The 19,736-nt window shown below is 39.4% G+C and carries 20 protein-coding genes; 3 read left to right on the forward strand and 17 right to left on the reverse strand.

Annotated features, from left to right (window positions below; genetic code table 11):
• Window positions 1-7 precede the first annotated feature (7 nt).
• The 4 genes from NST85_RS15200 to NST85_RS15215 form a co-directional block, all read right to left on the reverse strand.
• On the reverse strand, window positions 8-562 hold the full coding sequence (locus NST85_RS15200; protein ID WP_307397360.1) for a biotin transporter BioY: 555 nt from the start codon (window positions 560-562) through the stop codon (window positions 8-10).
• A gap of 291 nt (window positions 563-853) precedes the next feature.
• Window positions 854-1,222, reverse strand: a complete 369-nt coding sequence (locus NST85_RS15205) for an MmcQ/YjbR family DNA-binding protein (protein WP_341189700.1) — start codon at window positions 1,220-1,222, stop codon at window positions 854-856.
• A gap of 22 nt (window positions 1,223-1,244) precedes the next feature.
• The gene (locus NST85_RS15210) at window positions 1,245-2,321 is read right to left on the reverse strand and encodes a phosphotransferase (RefSeq protein ID WP_341189701.1); all 1,077 of its coding nucleotides are present in this window, start codon (window positions 2,319-2,321) and stop codon (window positions 1,245-1,247) included.
• Between the two features lie 64 nt (window positions 2,322-2,385).
• Window positions 2,386-2,940, reverse strand: a complete 555-nt coding sequence (locus NST85_RS15215) for a helix-turn-helix domain-containing protein (RefSeq protein ID WP_127192742.1) — start codon at window positions 2,938-2,940, stop codon at window positions 2,386-2,388.
• 114 nt (window positions 2,941-3,054) lie between these two features.
• On the opposite strand from NST85_RS15215, the gene NST85_RS15220 reads away from it, so the two are divergent.
• The 3 genes from NST85_RS15220 to NST85_RS15230 all read left to right on the forward strand — a co-directional run bounded on the left by NST85_RS15220 (window position 3,055) and on the right by NST85_RS15230 (window position 5,032).
• The gene (locus NST85_RS15220) at window positions 3,055-3,639 is read left to right on the forward strand and encodes a LysE family transporter (RefSeq protein WP_127192743.1); all 585 of its coding nucleotides are present in this window, start codon (window positions 3,055-3,057) and stop codon (window positions 3,637-3,639) included.
• 152 nt (window positions 3,640-3,791) lie between these two features.
• Window positions 3,792-4,115 (forward strand): transposase, encoded by a 324-nt coding sequence (locus NST85_RS15225; protein ID WP_127195314.1) that lies wholly within the window; start codon window positions 3,792-3,794, stop codon window positions 4,113-4,115.
• A complete protein-coding gene (locus NST85_RS15230; protein WP_127195315.1) occupies window positions 4,106-5,032 on the forward strand; it encodes an IS3 family transposase in 927 nt (308 codons plus the stop codon). Before NST85_RS15225 ends, NST85_RS15230 begins: the two co-directional genes overlap by 10 nt.
• Window positions 5,033-5,421: 389 nt before the next feature.
• Here the strand turns inward: NST85_RS15230 and NST85_RS15235 are convergent, their stop codons facing one another.
• The 13 genes from NST85_RS15235 to NST85_RS15295 all read right to left on the reverse strand — a co-directional run bounded on the left by NST85_RS15235 (window position 5,422) and on the right by NST85_RS15295 (window position 19,708).
• Entirely contained in the window at window positions 5,422-6,048 is a 627-nt protein-coding gene (locus NST85_RS15235; protein WP_127192744.1) for a nitrite reductase, read from the reverse strand.
• A gap of 24 nt (window positions 6,049-6,072) precedes the next feature.
• Complete coding sequence (locus NST85_RS15240) at window positions 6,073-8,505, reverse strand: heavy metal translocating P-type ATPase (protein WP_127192745.1); 2,433 nt, start codon at window positions 8,503-8,505, stop codon at window positions 6,073-6,075.
• Between the two features lie 20 nt (window positions 8,506-8,525).
• Window positions 8,526-8,723 carry a copper ion binding protein gene (locus tag NST85_RS15245; RefSeq protein WP_127192746.1) on the reverse strand — a complete coding sequence of 66 codons (198 nt, stop codon included), beginning with the start codon at window positions 8,721-8,723 and terminating at the stop codon, window positions 8,526-8,528.
• A gap of 368 nt (window positions 8,724-9,091) precedes the next feature.
• Entirely contained in the window at window positions 9,092-9,412 is a 321-nt protein-coding gene (locus NST85_RS15250) for a metal-sensitive transcriptional regulator (protein ID WP_341189702.1), read from the reverse strand.
• Window positions 9,413-9,498: 86 nt separating this feature from the next.
• Window positions 9,499-11,883 carry a polyprenyl synthetase family protein gene (locus tag NST85_RS15255; protein WP_341189703.1) on the reverse strand — a complete coding sequence of 795 codons (2,385 nt, stop codon included), beginning with the start codon at window positions 11,881-11,883 and terminating at the stop codon, window positions 9,499-9,501.
• 280 nt (window positions 11,884-12,163) lie between these two features.
• The gene (locus NST85_RS15260) at window positions 12,164-13,216 is read right to left on the reverse strand and encodes an ROK family transcriptional regulator (RefSeq protein ID WP_127192749.1); all 1,053 of its coding nucleotides are present in this window, start codon (window positions 13,214-13,216) and stop codon (window positions 12,164-12,166) included.
• Between the two features lie 101 nt (window positions 13,217-13,317).
• Entirely contained in the window at window positions 13,318-14,196 is an 879-nt protein-coding gene (locus NST85_RS15265; RefSeq protein ID WP_341189704.1) for an alpha/beta fold hydrolase, read from the reverse strand.
• 239 nt (window positions 14,197-14,435) lie between these two features.
• A complete protein-coding gene (locus NST85_RS15270) occupies window positions 14,436-15,329 on the reverse strand; it encodes an EamA family transporter (RefSeq protein ID WP_341191118.1) in 894 nt (297 codons plus the stop codon).
• Window positions 15,330-15,546: 217 nt separating this feature from the next.
• A complete protein-coding gene (locus tag NST85_RS15275) occupies window positions 15,547-16,179 on the reverse strand; it encodes a LysE family translocator (RefSeq protein WP_127192751.1) in 633 nt (210 codons plus the stop codon).
• Complete coding sequence (locus tag NST85_RS15280) at window positions 16,172-17,002, reverse strand: AraC family transcriptional regulator (RefSeq protein WP_341189705.1); 831 nt, start codon at window positions 17,000-17,002, stop codon at window positions 16,172-16,174. The genes NST85_RS15275 and NST85_RS15280 overlap by 8 nt, the downstream gene beginning before the upstream one ends.
• A gap of 197 nt (window positions 17,003-17,199) precedes the next feature.
• Entirely contained in the window at window positions 17,200-17,739 is a 540-nt protein-coding gene (locus NST85_RS15285; protein ID WP_370877684.1) for a CueP family metal-binding protein, read from the reverse strand.
• A gap of 478 nt (window positions 17,740-18,217) precedes the next feature.
• Window positions 18,218-18,616 (reverse strand): Rrf2 family transcriptional regulator, encoded by a 399-nt coding sequence (locus NST85_RS15290; RefSeq protein WP_341189706.1) that lies wholly within the window; start codon window positions 18,614-18,616, stop codon window positions 18,218-18,220.
• A 90-nt stretch (window positions 18,617-18,706) separates the two neighbouring features.
• The gene (locus tag NST85_RS15295; protein WP_341189707.1) at window positions 18,707-19,708 is read right to left on the reverse strand and encodes a phosphotransferase enzyme family protein; all 1,002 of its coding nucleotides are present in this window, start codon (window positions 19,706-19,708) and stop codon (window positions 18,707-18,709) included.
• Window positions 19,709-19,736: the final 28 nt, after the last annotated feature.

Raw genomic sequence — 19,736 nt, forward strand, 5'->3', positions numbered from 1 at the left:
TCATTTACTATGAGTTATGCACTTTTTCCTCAATTGGGCTGATGCCTTTTAATTGTACTGCAATCACGGCAGCGATAATGGCTTTGATACAATCTCCAGGTAAAAATGCGATAGCACCCACAAGTCCGGCCCACACAGATGTATGTGTTATGAGAGCCATGACTGGAGCACCAATTAAGCTAATAAGTATCACACCAAAAACCACATTAATGGCAATAACTTTCCATGTTTTTAACCTAGACCAAACCTTTTCTGTCATATATCCGATGCAAAAAGCGGCCACTGGCCAGCTTAGTAAGTATCCAGCAGTCGGTGATACTAATACAGCAAGACCTCCACGTCCTCCAGATAATAACGGTAAACCTAAAGCGACTATTACAATAAATAAAATTATGCTAAGCGTACCCGTCTTCTTTCCTAAAAAGCATCCCGCCAACATAACACCTAGTGTTTGTACGGTAATGGGTACTGGAATAAATCCTAGTGGAATCGGTGGAATCATACCTAATACCCCTAAAAATGCAGCAAATAGCGCAGCAAACACCATATCTTTTGTCTTCATCTTGTTGACCTCCATTGTTTATAATACTGTAATAATTAATCCCTACAAGAGTCGACGTCTATGTATTAGCTTATATGATAACTTGATATTTGTTTATTGTAAACCTGAATTTTATTTGATGGTTAACAATCAAAGGAGAGATCGGTAAACGATCATGCAATGCTACATTTTGTGCTCGATATGATTTTCTTGATCGCATCACAACAAAAAAAACCGTGATAATCACGGCCGTTTCTGATGGGTTCTAACCTATTAGGTTGAGGAATCTGTTCCTCTCGCAATGAGCTTTTCTTAATCTTTAGGGTTCATTTCCGCTATAGATTCTTTTAATCTCTTAGGAAGATTGTTGACAACCAAATCGTAAGAGTGGTCAATCATGTCATAGACTTCCGACTCAGACAAGGAACCATCGATCATAACTGTATTCCAGTGCTTCTTGTTCATGTGGAACCCAGGTCGAACTGCCTCAAGTTGCTCTCTCAAGTTTGCCGCAATCACGGGGTCACATTTAAGGTTCAAGTGAAAATGATCCCCTTCATCCTCAAAAATAAGTGCAAACATTTTACCCGCAATTTTGATCACCATTGGATCGTCTCCAAAGGGATACTCTTTAGTTGCTCCGTGCTTCTTTATACAGTAATCTATGATACTATTCTTCAAATTGGCCCTTCTCCTCTAGAAATTATGAATTATTGTCATCCGACAATTGAATTGGAGGCTCACTGTTCACAGCTGAATAATCATACCCTTGAAGATTTATTATCCATTCTTCTAATTCAGGAATCATATCTGCATAACCTCTGAGTTCGTATATCGTACCTATCACTTGTGCTGTTCCCAACTGCTGTTCGGCTTCATCTGTACACTCAATCCATAATGAACGCTTTAAGTTATATTCAAGCCATCCTAATTTCCCTATGAAACCATTATCAAAGATAACTTTCCAATCTGCATGAAGTGTTCCATATATACTTTTATATCCTCTTATAAATGCCATGAATTTCTCTTTGTCCATATTTCCTTCTGCATTTTTAGACCAGTACATTGCTGTCTCGATCATTTCAACCATTGCATTCATAAATCCAGCTGCTTCCCAATCAATAATCATGGGGTTATCGTTATGCCACATAACATTTTTGGGATCTAGATCCCGATGACTTATAATACTATCTGCTGCAAGGAGCCTAGCTGATTGATTTGCTTGCACAGTCCAATTGTCAAGATTATCAATGATTTCAAGTAGGTGTTTAACCCACTCCGAGTCATTTTCCTGTCCTTTTTGCAGGTAGGATCTCCAAGCTGTTAGCTGAACATCATCTGAAAAATCATGAACCAATTCTAATTTAGAATAATCAGATCTATGTATTTCCGCAAGAATTGCACCGATCTTTTCACAGTGATATATATTGATCTCTTGAAGTTTCAGACTTCTACCCTCTACCCAATGAAACACTAGATAGAACTGACCTTCTATTTCATGAATGGATGTACCATTAACATGAATTGCAGGAAGTGCATTGATTTTCTTCGCTGCAATATTAGCGATTCGTTCTGCATTGATATAGTTCTGCATTGCCTCAGGTCTAAGCATAATCTGAGGGTTCAATGCTTTAATCGCATATTTCCCCAGCGTGGTTTCAACTGCGTACATTCGGTTTAAGAGTCCCCCCGAAATCTCTTCAGGTACACCAATTATCTCACCTAGTTCTAGAGTATTACACAGTTTTTCGAATTGTAAATTATACTGTACATCGCTCATTTTTGGTTTCCCCTTTAGGTTATTCAAATCAACAGACTAATTAATGATTTAATTTTTAGCTCAGTTAGGCTGGGTAATATATTGTCATACTTAAACGAGTTAAGGTTTCCCCAGTATTATAATAAGTGTGAGGTCTGTCTGCCTTAAATCTGATGGAGTCACCTTTTTTTATGGTATATTCACATTCATTCAAATGGATAGTTACTTCTCCTTCAAAAACAGTAATAAATTCCTCGGTGCCTTCTCTATGAGAATCAGAGCTTAATACCCCCTCTTTTTCGATTTCAACAGAGTAAATTTCAAAACGTCTATCCTCATGGAACGGAAACGAGGGATACACTCTACACCTTCCACTGTCTTCAGACAATACTTGGATCTCATCTCTTAAAATAACTTTAATATCAGGTTGCGGATTATTTATTAGGGACGTAAAGGAAGTCTTTAATCCATTAGCTATTTTCCAAATCGTCGTAAGAGTTGGGCTAGACTCGCCTCTTTCAATTTGCCCTATCATAGTCTTACTAACTCCACTTAATTCAGAGACCTTCTCTAAACTTAGTTTTTCCTTCTCTCTAATTGCCTTTAAATTTTTAGCGAGAATACGTTGAATTTCTTCCATAAAATCACTCCTACCTCATTTACAATATAGCGACCTTTATGTACAATATATAGCATTACGTTATACTGTCTATTTCAGTCATTATAACATACAACACGATTAGGAGGTCCGATAGTGCCATTATTTTCATTTTTGTTATTTGTTTTTGTTACCAGCTTTACTCCAGGTCCAAACAATATCATGGCGATGGCGTTTGCGAACAAATATGGATTAAAAAGAACAACCACATTCTGTTTAGGAGTCGGTGTCGGATTTTTTGTTATCACATTATTATGTGTTATTTTTAATCTTTTGCTTAAGAATCTAATGCCAATGATTGAATTTCCTTTGACCATTTTTGGCGTAGGTTATATGTTATATCTGGCTCTAAAAATACTTACTAGTAAACATAATGAAGACAGCAACGAGGAAGGTAATAAAAACTTTTTCTTAATAGGTACGTTGTTGCAATTTGTTAATCCGAAGGGTATTCTTTTTGGCATTACAGTAGTAGCAACCTTTATTCTTCCCTATTACACTTCATATTTTAGCTACCTTGTCTTCTCACTCTTCTTGGGAATTGTCGGTTTAATGAGTACATATAGTTGGAGTCTATTTGGTTCGAGTTTTCAAAAGATCTTATCGCAGTTCCGACAACAGTTTAATATTATTATGGCGGTGTTATTGGTATATAGCGCTATTTCAATTCTTTTCAAGTAAAGAAAAAAGGCAGTAACATTTTAGGGCTTAACCCATAATCAGTGTTTGACGGATTCAAACATCATTCTAAGGGAACTAGCTATATAGCCCCCTAATCCAATTGGACACTCCAATCCACCTCATATACACTAAAATGAGTAAGGAGTAAATCGATGAAAAGACGATTCAGGTGCCCTGTTGAAACGAAGAAGGAGCTAGTGGTTGAAGTGCTTGCCGGTTACCGAGTAGAGATGGTAGCCCGGAAGCACGGAATGTCTCCTAAAACGTTAAGCAACTGGGTCCGCCAATATCAGGATGAGGTGGACGACCTTATGAAAAAGAAGCAAATCGATGCCGAGAAACTGAAACAGAATGCAGCCAGTTACGAAGATTTGCAGAAGAAATATGACAGTGCCATGAAGCTGTTGGGAGAAAAAGAACTCGAAAACAACATCCTTCGTGACTTGGTAAAAAAAAAGTATCCCGATTGGAAGTAGCAACACACTGGATTGAACAGGGATATCCTATTCAAAGAGTACTACGTCTGTGTGGAATCCCTCGTTCAACCTACTACTATCGTCTGCAACATCCTGAACACCAACAACCTGTCAGTAGCGGCCGGCCTATTCCGGGTTACTCATTTGACAAGGATGGAAAACAGGTGGTAGATGCTCGTATTAGAGGGTACCTCAGACGCCTTATCCAAGGGCCAAATTCAGCGTTCGGCTACCGAAAGCTAACTACGTTGTTGCGGCGAAAATATAAATTAATCATTAACAAAAAGAAAGTATACCGTTTATGCAAAGAAATGGGCATCCTTCATCCGCAGCGTGAACTGACAAATCCTGTACCCAAAAGGCTTGCAAATAACCGAGTTGTGGATGGACCTAACCAGTTATGGCAGATGGACATTAAGTACGGTTACGTAGCCGGTAAACGTCAGCATTTCTACCTGGCAAGCATTATTGACGTGTTTGATCGGAACATTGTCGCCCATCATCGCGGAAAGGTTTGCAGCACGCAGGACATCTTACGTACGGTACAGAAGGCGCTTCTAAAGCGGCGAATACACGAACAAGAACACAAGTTGGTCATACGGACCGATAATGGGCCACAGTTTATTAGTAAAGCTTTCTATACTTTTTGCGAACAAACTGGCATAGAGCACGAACGGATCCCCAACCAAACACCAAACAAAAACGCGTTTATTGAGTCGTATCACAGCATCATAGAGCGAGAATGTTACCAACGCAATTGTTTTGAAAATTACGAAGAAGCCTTTGCAGAAGTAGATCGATTCATTCGGTACTACAATACGGAACGGATCCATGGCAGTCTCAAGGATTGGCCACCCAAGGAATACTTACGTTTGATGACCATGGGGTTGATTCCCCCACAAAAAATTGCGCTATGATGAGATTTCTTAAGAATGATGTGGAAAGTGTCCAAATTTAGGGGGTTGAACCGCTAGCAGCCCTTAATTTAAGTTTTGAGGGTCACAACAAATTCTAACGGAACTGAAAGACCTTATTCCTTCCAAATGAGCCCTAATGCATGAATAATGATGAAATAACGTCTGCTGGTTCCGTTACAATCCAGAATAGTGGAATAAACCGCAAATAACATCTCTGAGTTCCGTTACAGCGATTCGCAATCACATTCAATTGTTGGCCAAGCGCTAATTTTGCCTTTGAGCCCATTGTATCTTACTTATTTTGGTTATTCAAAAAAGGATTGATCTTATTAAATATAAGATCAATCCTTTTCTATGGGAAGAATAAAATTAGTTTATCAGTTCAGTATTCACAAACCCGCAACATGCTGTTGCAGCTGTTCTAACGTAACTCGATCAATGAATTTCTTGAATTTTTCTTTACCTTTGGCATTGGCCTTATAGTAATTAATCAATGTTGTCACAACGGGAACGAGTTGGTCTTCGGTTAAGCCAGATACAAGAGATTGAGCGATTGAAGTCTTAAGGCCTTTGGGTTCACCACCAACAAAAACCTCATAGGTATTTCGCATTTTGACAACGCTAATGTCTTTCAACAAAGGTTCACTCGTCCCAAGTGCACAACCAGCATAACCAATCTTAAGTGGCATTGGTGTTTCAATGCCTGCTATGGACTGATTTAATCGCTGTGCTACCTCCAGACCTGCTTCCTCAGCCCCCTTGCAAAAATTACAAGCGATTAAGCTTTTGGTCACAAAACCCGCCGGATATACTTCAAGGCCTGAACGCTCGAGCTGTGCTGTAATCAACTCTTGTTGATCAAGGTGAACTTCCAAATAAAGCTGTTTAAAAGGTGTCATTTCTATTTTCACATTCGTACCTAGGGCAGCTCCGATTGTAGCAAACTGTTCTGGCGTAAATAGACTTCCTCCCACCTGGATTGGAGGGGCTACTGCAATTTTCGTTATTTCTCCCATAACTACTCCCCTCTCAGTAGATGATTAGTTACGAATCTTCACACGTTGTAAACGAAGTGCATTAAGAACAACGGAAACCGAGCTAAGCGCCATAGCTGCACCTGCTACCCACGGAGCCAAGAAACCAAGCGCAGCAATTGGAATACCAAGTGTGTTGTAACCAAGTGCCCAGAAGAGATTTTGCTTAATATTAGTCATCGTTTTACGACTCATAAAGATGGCGTCCGGGATGCTGGATAGATCGCCACGCATCAAAGTTACATCCGCAGCTTCCATAGCAACGTCCGTACCCGTGCCGATTGCCATCCCAATATCTGCTGTAGCAAGGGCTGGAGCATCGTTGATCCCATCACCGACCATGGCAACTTTCTTGCCTTGGGCTTGTAATTTTTTCACTTCTTCCGCTTTGCCTTCTGGAAGAACTTCAGCAAGTACATGATCAATGCCAACCTGAGACGCGATCGCCTTGGCCGTCCGTTCATTATCTCCGGTGATCATGATGACCTTTATACCCATTTCCTTCAACCGGCTGACCGCAGCCTGTGAGGTTTCTTTAATAGTGTCTGCGACAGCTACCATACCCATGTACTCTTTATCTACGGCGACAAGCATCGCTGTTTTTCCGGATTCTTCTAAAGTAGACATTATGGTATATGCATGTTTTGCATCTACACCATACTTATCCATGAGACGTCTTGTGCCAATTAACAACTCTTTACCTTCTACAATCGCTTTGATCCCATAACCCGGAATGGCTTCAAAGGATTCTGTCCCTGGTAGGTCAATATTTCTTTCCAGAATGCCAGCAACAATGGCTTCTGCGAGTGGATGTTCAGAGTTTTTCTCTGCTGCACCCACAAGTCTAAGAAATTCTGTTTCGTTTCCATGGGTCAAAACATCGGTAAGTTCGGGTTTGCCTTTTGTTACTGTACCTGTTTTATCCAAAATGATGGTGTCAATCTTATGTGTTTGCTCTAAATGTTCCCCGCCCTTGAACAGAATTCCTAGTTCGGCTGCACGGCCGGAACCAGCCATAATAGAGGTTGGTGTAGCTAGACCGAGCGCACAAGGACAAGCGATAACTAGAACTGCGATTGCTTTCTCCAAAGCGCCTGCAAAGTCACCCGGTGTTACGATGAAAAACCATACTAAGAATGCAACTACAGCGATCCCAACAACAATAGGTACAAAGATTCCAGAGATGACGTCGGCTACCCGTTGAATAGGAGCTTTGGAACCCTGTGCTTCTTCAACCACTTTAATGATCTGCGCGAGAGCTGTTTCTTTACCCACTTTTGTTGCTTTAATCCGTAGCATCCCGTTTTTATTAATCGTTGCTCCAATAACGGTATCTCCAGCTTTCTTTTCAACAGGGAGACTTTCGCCTGTCAGCATAGATTCATCGATCGACGATGTGCCTTCCAGAACTTCGCCATCCACAGGTACTTTATTACCTGGACGAACAATAACAATATCGCCTGCAACAACATCTTCTACAGGAATACTTAGTTCTTGGCCCTCACGAACAACCAAAGCTGTCTTAGCTTGGAGACCCATCAAGGACTTAATAGCTTCTGATGTCCGGCCTTTTGCCAGGGATTCGAACAATTTCCCCATTAGAACCAGGGTAATCAGTACAGCACTCGTTTCATAATACATTTCTGGTCCGTGATGTGCGTTACCGCCTTCAATGGCCCAAACAATGGTCAGGTACAGGCTGTAAAAGTAGGCCGCTGAGGTTCCTAGTGAAACCAGAACATCCATGTTGGCACTGCCGTTACGTAGCGCTTTATATGCACCGACGTAAAACTGTCTTCCGATATAGAATTGAACCGGTGTTGCCAATATTAATTGGAACCATGGATTCATAAAGAGCTCCGGTAACCATACCCATGAAGTGAACGAAAAGTGGCTCACCATCGCCCACAATAACGGCAATGAAAGAATCGCGGAGACCAGAAGTTTACGCTTTTGTCTGGAAAGTTCTTTCTCACGTTGTTGTGATGGATCACCTTGTTCTTGCTTAGGAACGGCTTTGTATCCGAGCTTCTCCACCCGCTTCTGCATATCGGACACCGATACTTCAACTGGATTAAATTCGACACGTGCGACTTCCATCGCAAAGTTAACGTTAGCTGTGTTCACACCAGGTATTTTGTTTAACGTCTTCTCGATTCTCGTTGCGCAGGCTGCACAGGTCATACCTTCCAGTTGCAAATCTACAGTTTCTTTTGCCGTACTATAACCCAGTTTCTGAATACTCGCTTCCATCTTACTAACATCAACTTTACTTGGGTCATACGTTACTGTGGCTCTTTCCATCGCAAAGTTAACGTTGGCGTCTGTTACACCTTCTAGTTTGTTCAAGCCTTTTTCAATACGACTTGCACAAGCAGCACAAGTCATCCCTGTGATCTGTAGTGAAGTTTGTGATTGTCCCGTTTCAGTAGTTGCCATTCTATAAACACCTCGTTTTTTTAGACTTCGTATCCCTGTTCTTCAATAGCTCCCTTGATTCTATCTATAGTTAGCTTGTTTTCGTCGAATTCTACAGTAACAGTGTTATTCTTGAGATCTACTCTATTCTTAACTCCAAGTATTGTTAAAGCACCTTCGATTGAGTTGACGCAGTGTCCGCAAGACATTCCTTTTACACTTAGCACTACATTTTGCATGGACCATTTCTCCTTTAACTTGAGATTTTATTTTATAAAGACCTTTCTGATTAAGATAAGATACAGCGTGAACAAGTGGGTAAGTAAGCCACATATACTTTAGTGTCAACGAGGACGTTCACCGTTTCTCATCTCTACCGTAAATTTAGTATACCCCCCTACCCTATATTGTGTCAAGTTATAATAGCAAGAGTACGTCCTTACTTTCATCAAGCCCATTATATTTGTATACCCCAAAATGAGCTCACTTATCATGTGCAGAGAAAAAGCGATACCGTGCTCGAACCTTGATTCGGAAGCAAAATCAGCATGAATTATAATTGAATCAAACAAAAAAAGGATTCTTCCGAACCCTTTGGTGTGCTGCATTATTTTATTAATTTTTTTATGGTCACAAGTAACTCATCAATAACTTCGTTCTCGCCATCCTGAATACGTTCGATGACACAACTCTTCATATGATTCTCTAATAGTAGTTTTCCTACGCCGTTCAGTGCAGATTGGACTGAGGAGATCTGATTTAGCACATCATCACAGTAAGTGTCTTTTTCGATTAATCCTTTTAGCCCTCTAATTTGGCCTTCAATTCTGTTAAGCCTGCTGACCAAATTGCTCTTAGTATTTTCAGAATGATGACTTTTTCGTATATCAGAGTTACATGATCCGTGCGCTTGAGTTAAATCTTCCATGCAACAACAACTCCTTCCGTCATAAATAGATTATACTATAGCCCCCTATGCTATACAAAGTATATCTACCATGTACGACAATCTTATTAACGGTCCCGATTAACAATATAATTCAATAAGTGTTTCAGAAACACGATATTCCGAGGGATCTCTTGCAATGCTTCCATAGCTAGGCAGTAGTGTTCCCACATTTCTTTCCTGGCACCCTCATGACCAAGAATGGAGACAAAAGTTGAATTGTTATTTTCAACATCCTGGCCAATAGGTTTACCTAGTACGAGATGATCTCCTTCCAAATCAAGCAAATCATCCATAATTTGAAAGGCTATGCCTGCGTGATAGGCAAATTTTTTCAATGATGCTATTTCCGTCTCATGAACCTTAGCGAGAATGGCAGGCATAACTAGAGAAGCCTCAAACGCAATTCCAGTTTTGTAGAAACATATCGTATTCAATTGCTCTAGTGTCAATGTTTTTCCTCTAGAATGCAAGTCCATTTCTTGTCCCATACACATATCTCCTGCTTTCTGGGACGAATATTTAATCAGGGCTAAGACAGTTGTAGCATCGAACTCATTGAGGGATGATTGTTCTTCAATCGCCTTCTGAATCAGATACAGTCCGGTTAATTCCGCAGTGGCACTATTATGAACCTGATGCAGTGTTGGGCGGCCTCTTCGAATAGACGCATTATCTTGCGATGGAAGATCATCAAAGATCAAAGATGCGGTATGCATATACTCTATTGATCTCAGAAGCGGCACAATCGCCGTAGGATGTAAGCCATATTCGTTAACGGCCATGACCCAAGTCAATATGGGACGTAGACGCTTTCCATCCCCTTCAAGACTATAATTTGCTGCATCGATAAGCGATTCTCTTATTGGAGCAATCCCGTTATACTTGGGAATCTGCAATTGGAGGTTGATTTGATGTCGGACTGTTTTGACCGTATCGGCGAAGGTTTCCTTCTCTTTCCGATTGTTTCTAAGAACGGACACCATCTGGTCCCGAAGCAGTTTATCGAAGAAATCCACGTCATCCGCTTTTTTAACCATGCGCTGGATGAGACGATTGAACTCCGGATTTCCGGAAGCAAAGATCTCCATGATTTCGTTATACTTTTCAATCCCTAGACGTTGCTTACAACGTTTTAGACCGTTGATCGCACGATCCAGTACCACCTCACGGGTCTTAGCATCGGAGTGGTACACCGTATGGATCAAATGGGAGATGACAGCCCAGTATAATTCAAAAGGATTGATTAGGTCAGAGCGCTGACCACGATATTTTAAATAATAAGTATAAGGTGTTACAGCCCCGTCTCTCATATCATCAAACATATCCGCAAAATCATCAGCTAACTGGTTATAGATGCCATAAAAGAATGTACGCTGTTCAAAGCTCTCATCCTCAGGTGCACTCATAACAGAACGTACAATCAACCTCGAAGAAGAGGACTTTAAAATGATAGGTATATAAAGCTCTTCATTGGTGTAACTCGCATTCGATAGATCCTTAACACGGTCGATATCCTGAGAATGAAAAAACACATAAGACTGCTCGAAAAATGTATGCAGCTTATCCGGTGGCTGATAGCTCTTAATATACTCAAAAGCCTCTCGAAGCTCCAAGTGTACATAATGTATAAACTCCTTGTTATCTCCATCCCACTCTCCTATTTCCGGTACCGTTCCAGTGAGAATCGCAGTTTCAATCATACGGGAATATTGTTCTTTCTCCGCAGGATGTAAGACCCCAGAATCCAGAAGATCGTCAATAAAAGGATAGGTAAGTCCATAGGAATACCCCAGTCGGATGGCTTCATCAAGTCTCAGGGCGCGTTCCGCAGGTGATATGTTAGCATCCATCTCTTCAACCACATGTAGAATAACTCCGATAATGATTTTGATCAGTTTGCGCTGGGCATGCTCTGCATTCATTTCCTTCGGGATATGGGCAGATACTTGCTTAAGTTTATTTATCACCCAGATTGTGGCGTTTTCTACACCTTCCTTCTGTGCCCATCGATATACCCCAGCCAAACTTATATAATCAGGTTGGTCACCTTCATTTGATCTCGTGGACCGAATTAAGTGTTTTTTTACATCGGCAACTACACGCTGAATCCTGGTCTGTGTATCAGAAGAATCCAGAGCTTTGCCTAGATCCCGCATGTACATATAGGAAACACTTCGATCCAAGTATCCATCTAATTTTCCGGTATAATTTAGCCATTGAATATATCTATGATAATCCGTAGAATCAGGTTGTCTCTTTCCTCTCGAGAATAAAGATAGCAATGAATGATGAGAAATATGGTCTCTTTTCCACAATTGAATATCTTCTGTTAACGTAGGTACATAAGTCTTTGTGATGACCTGATCATAAAGTAATGCAAAATACTGAGCTGCCTTCTGCTCAGCTTCCCGATACCATGTATCGGCATGTTCTGTAAATACCACATTCATACGATGGATTACCTCAACTTTTAGTTTTATTTAAAATGTATTCATTAAACACGCAAGGGTTTCTCCAGGGGTGAAAAATGATTCAAATTCAAGCAGCACAAATTCATCGGCTCATGTTCTTATCTTTATACGTAAAAGAATCTATTGGGTTACGCAAATGTAACGAAGTTAAGTTGTTAAAATTATACTATTGAGTTGCGTATTTCCTTAATCATCCATTTCTTGAACAAATAAAAAAAAGGAGCCACGAAACATGCTCCTCAACTTTAATTGAAATGGTTCACTCATGCTCTCCATCCATGTGAATACTCGTTCCCGAAACCATGAGATCAAGTGCAAGACTCTGTAGTCCATATAAATAATCTTGCATCCAATTACTTAGCGTAAGTTCTGGTAGGTGTTCGGTGGGAATATAAGTGGCACTCCTGTTAGTGATTTGATTAAGCATAGACTCATCTACTTCATCGGAATGAAAAATAATGGTCCGAGGGTTAAGCATAGCGGTAAATGTAACTACCATCCGACTAATAGCATCTATTTCCTGCTCTTGTTGAAGATTTGTTTTGTCTAATTCTGTTCTTCTCTTTAATGAGTCCCCAAAATTCCGGTCATCATACTGAGGCACGAAAGCAATCTCCCCTGAGAAAAATGAATTACCTCGTATTACATCGCCATTGACGATAATACCGGCACCAGGACCATTTTGTCCGAGATACAAATAGACTAGTGACGGATTATGCTCAATTTTATTGTTATTGCTATATCCGAGAACTGCCGCATTCATATCGTTCTCTACGACAACAGGAATAGAGAAACGCTCCTCAAAATATCCTTTCAAATCAAAATGATGAAACTGCTCATAGTTCGGTATATAAATGATTTGCCCATCCTTGACTGAGGCAGGAACGCCGATTGCGATTGAACTAATCTTGGGGTGTTTCTCTATAATTTCCTCAATATGCTTAGTAACGTCTGATGCATCTTCCATCAATAAGCTTGCTATCTTCCCCTGGTCCTTCAATTCTCCCAAACAATTAAAAACAGTATAATTCGTTTCATTTTTCTCTAAAAATATGGCTAAGCCCAACATAAATTCAGGATTGTAGCGATATCTCTTTGCTCGTCTGCCACCGTTAGAATCATCCATACCAGCTAAAATAACTTCCCCATCGTCCTCCATTTGGGACAAGAACTTGCTGATGGTCGGGAAACTGATGCCTAACTTTTGACTAAGCTCAACTTTCGTTGAACTTCCTAGCTCTATAAGAAGGGTTCGTATACTTTGGAGGATGACTTTTTTCATATCTTTAGCGTTTATTAGTAGATCATTCATAAATGGTATCACCTCATTAAGCAACTTATTTAATATGTTTAATATGTTGACAAGATGATACCAGAAATTGATTTTAGAAGCAACGAACATAACACGGTCCTTTATTCAGCATGTTTACTAATGAACCTCTTTGCCACTTCGCCTGCTGCTATCGGAAGTTGCATCCAGACATAAGCATGGATAGATTTTTCTATACGCTCAATTTCATATATATCCAATAGACTAGCGAACGTATGTAGACTCTTTCTAATTTTCTCATCCTCCCATTCTTCTTCGCCAGGAAGGAACAGAACAGGACATTGTACCTTTTCGTAATATTGCTCAAATTTCACATCCCAGTATTTATGAATATATTCGGTTCTAACATGGTTCAAATAGCAATATGTAAAATTACCGTCTTTCATCTGTTGAAGATTGTTTTCAAAGTAAGCTAAGAAATATTCATTCCATAATCCTTCTTGAACAAATTCTTCTCGTTCTTCCTCGATGTACTCGTCTTTAGTTTTAAAAACACGTTCAATTCTTTCGGCTAATTGAGCCCGTTGAACTTCTTTGTTCTGTTCGATCTCATCCTCTGTACCATTAAATAACCCATGTTCTCCAAATTCATTACATAGAGCGCCTTCACAAATAAGGGATTTGACCAGTTCTGGATGTGAAGCAGCTAAACTAAGACCAATCTCAGCCCCCATTGAGCTACCTACAATATGACAGTGAATTACATTTAATCGCTGCAACAATATATAAATGTCATTAGCCATATCATCAATATGATATCCAGTTAAAGGCTTGTCTGATTTGCCATGTCCTCGAAAATCCGGCGCAATTACACTGTATTTGTCTGCAAATTGTGGGATAATTCCTTCCCACATATTCAAATTCCCACCACTAAAGTGTAGAAACAAAACAACTTCCTTATAATCTAATGAATACTTTACATTAATCCCTATATGTTCTAGTTTGATTATTTCCTCTTTCATTTTCTTTGCCCCCCGGGTGCTATTGATGCATACTCTATTCATCCGAAACTAATTCTCTAAAGTTTTTACAATTCCTGCTTCTACTCTGCTTGTACATGTTCTTGTTCAGCTAAAGTGCCTGTTAACTGAATAAAGAGGCTGCCACGTGGCTGCCCCTTTCATTATTGAAATATTATTCTATTAGCGAAATAGAATGGTATGGAATCATCGCTGTCTTGCTATCGATACCAGAGAGAAACTCAAAGTTCTACCTTTTGCAGAGATGCTTTTGAGGACCCTTTCCTCTTCCACAACGGCAATAATTGCGGTGCTGCAATTCCGACCCAGCGTAGTGCTGAAACATCCTCTTGTAGCACTAAGACTGAGGCAACTACAGCTGCTGGTAATTCCGTTGCCCCTAGAATCGTTGCCAGACCTGACCCGACTTTTGGGACTCCGATAGAAAAGAAAATGACAGGTATAATGGAACCCAACAATGCTAACGGGATACCAAACTTCCACAGTCCATTTGGAATAGCTCCATCGTAAATAAATGAAGGTGAGAACACGACTAACACTACAATCAATGCACTAGTCAACATGTACAAGCTTTTGTTAATCACAGGTACCCCAGTAGCTACTCTTCCACTTACAAAGATATATAAAGCAAATGTCACAGCTGACACTAACCCGCAAATAATACCGCTAGTCGTTATTTCACCTTCACTTGGCTCAAAGACGCCACCTGCCAATAGCGTTCCGATGATGAGTATTACAATCGATATACACTTATCTCGGCTCGGAAAGGTTCTTTCTACAACGGCCTCTAGAATAACTCCAATCCAAGTAAATTGGAACAAGAGTACAACCGCGATCGACGCGGGCAATTGTTCGACGGCTAACCCGTAGAATATACCTGTTAAACTGATGGTGATTCCAGCGCCTAATAGAGAAACACCTGCTTTTAAACCCAATCTTCTACGGGAAAATAATAAAACCATGAGTAGCAAAATACACCAACCAAAAAAGTATTGTGACCCAACTAATTCCTGCATCGTAAACCCATCTTTAAATCCTAGCTTCATAATCGTAGAGAGAACTCCATAACTAATGGCACCTATTAACACTAGTGCAGCATATTTCAACATCCTAATATTCATCATGAACCACTTCCCTTTCTGTAGATACCGGTTGTGACATAAGAAAGCCCCTTGTCTTATAACGACAAGGGGCGAATGAAACCAAAGAATACATCTCTGACAAAATTCCGCCACTCTATCCAACTGGATCGAGTTTGAGTTATTAACTTACTAGAACCTAAACACAGAAATTTATTATACGATAGCTTACATAGATAGGTCAACTTCATCTTTATAATACCGTTTTTACTCCAAACCCTATTAACATTACTCCGGTAGATTTTTGAAACACGTTTTGAAACCTAGGCTTTTTGAGCCACTTTTTCACATGGTCTAATAGGAACACTAAGATCAAAAACCATCCCACTGCTATTAAAGTAAGGATTAATCCTAAAACAATCAGTTGTTGATTGGTGTCTCCTTTAAGATCAATGAATTGAGGCATAAATGTGATGTAGACCAAAACGGTCTTAGGGTTAAGAATATTACTGATTACTCCTTGTAAATAGGATTCCTTAGAATGATTGTGAGATATCTTTTCCAAAGAAAGCTGACTATCTGCTTGAACATCCTCAAATGAAAGTGTACTTTTAGCAAAAAAAGATCTTATTCCAATGTAAAACAAGTAGGCTGCTCCCAAATACTTTATAGTATTGAAGAGAACTACGGACTGGGCAATGACAACTGATAAACCGAGAACAACAATAATTGTCCAGAAGGTAAGACCTGTCGCCATCCCGAGTATCGTATAACGTCCGGCCTTTGCGCCGTGGTTGAGTGTATTTTTCATTATAAGTACCGTATCCGTACCGGGCAACATAGACATCATTAGGGCCATTAAGATATATGCTAGTAAATTATCCATCTTGCTCCTCACTTTCAAAGATTCTCATATATTGTTTTGGTGTTAACCCAACTTGTCTTTTAAAGAATTTGGTTAAATGACTTTGATCACTAAATCCTGTTAAGAAGGTCACTTCAATTGGCTTTATACCTTGTTCCAATAGTTTCTTTGCTTGATTTACTCGAATCGTTTCCAAATAGCTGTTAGGTGAGATTCCCATTTTTCTGGTGAAAGTCCTTAGTAAGTGATATTTGCTCCATCCGGTTAGGTCACTTAAATCATTAAGCGTAATTGTCTTCGTGTAATTTTCCTCCAAGTAGTTACACACTGTATTGATTTCATAAGAGGGTTCAGACGCTGTTGGAAGGATCGTAAGGTCAGATTGCGTTTGAATGAGCTCTTCCAATAAGTATAAAAATAACTCCTCCTTCTTAAATCCACTCTCTTTGTTTGAAATTTTTAAATGTAGCTCTTTTAAATTAGATACAACTTCGCTATGATATAAAACGCTTTGTTTGAAATAAGGAAGATTCTCATGACCCGTAACTTCCAACACTGCCTTTTTCATTACTTCTGGCTTTACATTGATGCAGCGATAATCCAATGTTTTGCCATCGATCTGCTCGCAGCTATGTGTATCAAGCGGGTTGAACAATAACAAATCTCCTGGATTAATGATGTATTCTTCACCTTTGCACACTAAATAACGTTGCCCTGCTTCAATAAAGCCGATCACATAATATTCATGGAAGTGAGCAGGAAACTTTTGCATGATTCCTTTAAATCGATAAGCTTCGATGTCTAAATCAGAATCAAGATGAACCGTGCGGATTTCATTTAACATTTACCTACTCTCCTATGCTGTAATGACAATTCTAAAAATACCATTTATGATTAAACTTTTCTTGTATGATATTGCGCTTTCGCTTTCAACACAAAAAAGTGGCAGTCTAAAACATTATAGTTTTAGACTACCACTTTGCTATGCTTGGAATATACCTAATTTGGTATAGACCGAATTAAGTCCTAAATAACACTCAATTATGCGCTTGTTTTCTCAAGTAATTGCATAGTTGTGATACAAGTGTTGTCGTCTTTGAACGTGGAAATCTCGGACTCCGCCGTTTTTCCGTCCTGCTCAATCGTTACACGATACTTTTTGTCACGTGGGAGCCATAGATCGATAAATCCGTTAGCTTGGGATTTCATAGTTTGGTCTAATATCACGTTGCCTTCCATGTCGTCGACGGATACTTTAAACTCTTTCTCCACCATCTCTCCTTGACAGCCAGTCAAACTGTGGATTGCACAAGGATGGGTTTCTGCAACATACGGTGCGATGGAGACAAAAAACTCGTCTTCAGGTAGGTCATAGGTTTTCGAGCTTCCGGTGTCAGCGTTCACGATAAGTTGCTCAGATGTGATGGATGCAGATTGGTCTTCTATGTTGCCCACACTATAATCATTTACCAATTGTTTAATCTCTTGCACATTAATTGCGTTAGAAGCTTTTTTTTCATTGCCTCCGCCTCCAACAAGCATGTACGCCCCTACAGCAACAACAACTAATCCAGTTGCCATCAAGATTTTTTTTCTCAACTTGCACTCAGCCCCTTGTCTCTTTCATATCCTATCTTCCACTTTCTCTAGTATAACTAGTATAACCAAGCTAGTACAACCAATAAACTGGGCTGAATAGTGAAATATGTTTATATAAGGAATATTATTATATGTAGACGAGCTTATCCGAATTGGTTTTTGGATTTGTTTATTCGTCTAAGGATACACTTCTAACAAAAAATGTAGCCAGCAGTCCCAGCAGTAAGCAACAAGCTAAGGATAAAAAAGTAAGGATATAGTTTCCCGTATTGAATAACTGTACGGCTAAGAATGGCTCTATTAAAAAATTCATTTAACTATTCCACCTTATTAATTTCTTATATTCCAGTTTTACAACCATTTAAAGATATTGAAGATTCATTATATCTACAATAGAGATAAAAAAACACTTTATGTATGTAGCGAATCCTCTCTTTCTTTCAACATAAAGTGGCTCAGCTTAAACAAGTGTTTTCTTTTGGGCCAGGTCCACCAATTTCGTGTTTTTGAGATACCGCTCCATTTTCTCTTCCGCTTCCTTCATTGCTGCTTGAATCAAGCATTCGTCGCCGTGGACAAAATTACATTCAAATAAGGATGCAGTACCCTCAATGGCGTGGATGATGTCCAACAACGTAATCTCGTCTTTTTTGCGGGTTAACCTATAACCTCCGTTGGCTCCGGAAATCGACTCGATCATGCCTGCTTTTACAAGCCTCGTCAAAATTTTGGAAAGATAGGTTGGTGAAACGCCTTGTGATTCAGCCAACTGCTGAACGCCTACCGGCTTAACCGGAGAACCTTCAACGAGCATGAGCATAGTGTGCAGAGCATAATTCGTCGCCTTTGTAAATTTCATCGTTAGTTTCACCTCAATCAAGGATTTAGTTTATCTATAATATCTTTGAATCTACTTTCATGTCAAGTTGCATCTTTTTCATAAAAAAATCTAACCGTTATTCGCATACTTTTTCTCAATCAGATTTGTTATACATTCATAATTCAAACAAATGGATAAGTAGTTATTTTCCAAACGGAATCGGTAAAGATTTAATATCCTAACCTGTTCTTCACTTAAACTGTTTGCATCCCAGTACATATGCATTAGACAATATTCAAAAATCTCTTTTAGTTTAAAAAACAAAGGTAGATTTTCAATCATGTCTAGCGGTAAACGGTGTTCTTCTGCATAACCCAAAAACAAAGATTCAGCAATAGATTGAGCATAATCATTCATATTACTGTTTCCAGCGAACGAAAATTCAAGTGCCGAATATATCGGAACTACTAAATCATAAAGATAATAATGTCGCTCACAATCTTGAAAATCTATGATGGTGATATCTGACTGATCTGCCACTAACACATTCTCCAACCATATATCCCCGTGTAGCAAGCCATATGTATTGCTGTTTCTAGGTAATTGTTGAACCTCAGCTAAAACGGTCTGAGCTAACTCTCTAATTACAGTTTCTCCAGCAGGGATATACTTTAGAAAACAATACTCTTCATTTTCATTCCACGCTTTAATATATTCCAATTCGGTTTGACTCTCATACTGCGCAGTAATTCGGTGCATTTTACCGATTTCTCGGCCCAGATCCTTGAATATTTCACTATTCCAATTAGGACGAGGCAAATGAATTCCTTTGGCAGCTTTAAATAGAACAATACATTTTTCTTGAGGGAAATTTCCTGTTTCGACTAAATTACCTTCTGAAGAAGGAACTACTGAAGGAACTCCTATTCCTTGTTTACCTAAAAAGTCTATCCATTTTAATTCTTCCTGTTGTTCTTCATATGACTTATAACTAGTTATACGAGCAAAATATTCATTCCCATTATCGCTACAACGAAACATTTCATTGGTGATTTCCTTAATTTCATTCATTTTAATTGGGTATTTCGCATTAATCTCTTTTAATATTATTTCTTTCATCTCATTAAACATAATTTCTCCTCTTAAAGTCGATAGTATT

The sequence above is a fragment of the Paenibacillus sp. FSL K6-2524 genome, from assembly GCF_038005525.1.
Classification (GTDB): Bacteria; Bacillota; Bacilli; order Paenibacillales; family Paenibacillaceae; genus Fontibacillus; species Fontibacillus anaericanus.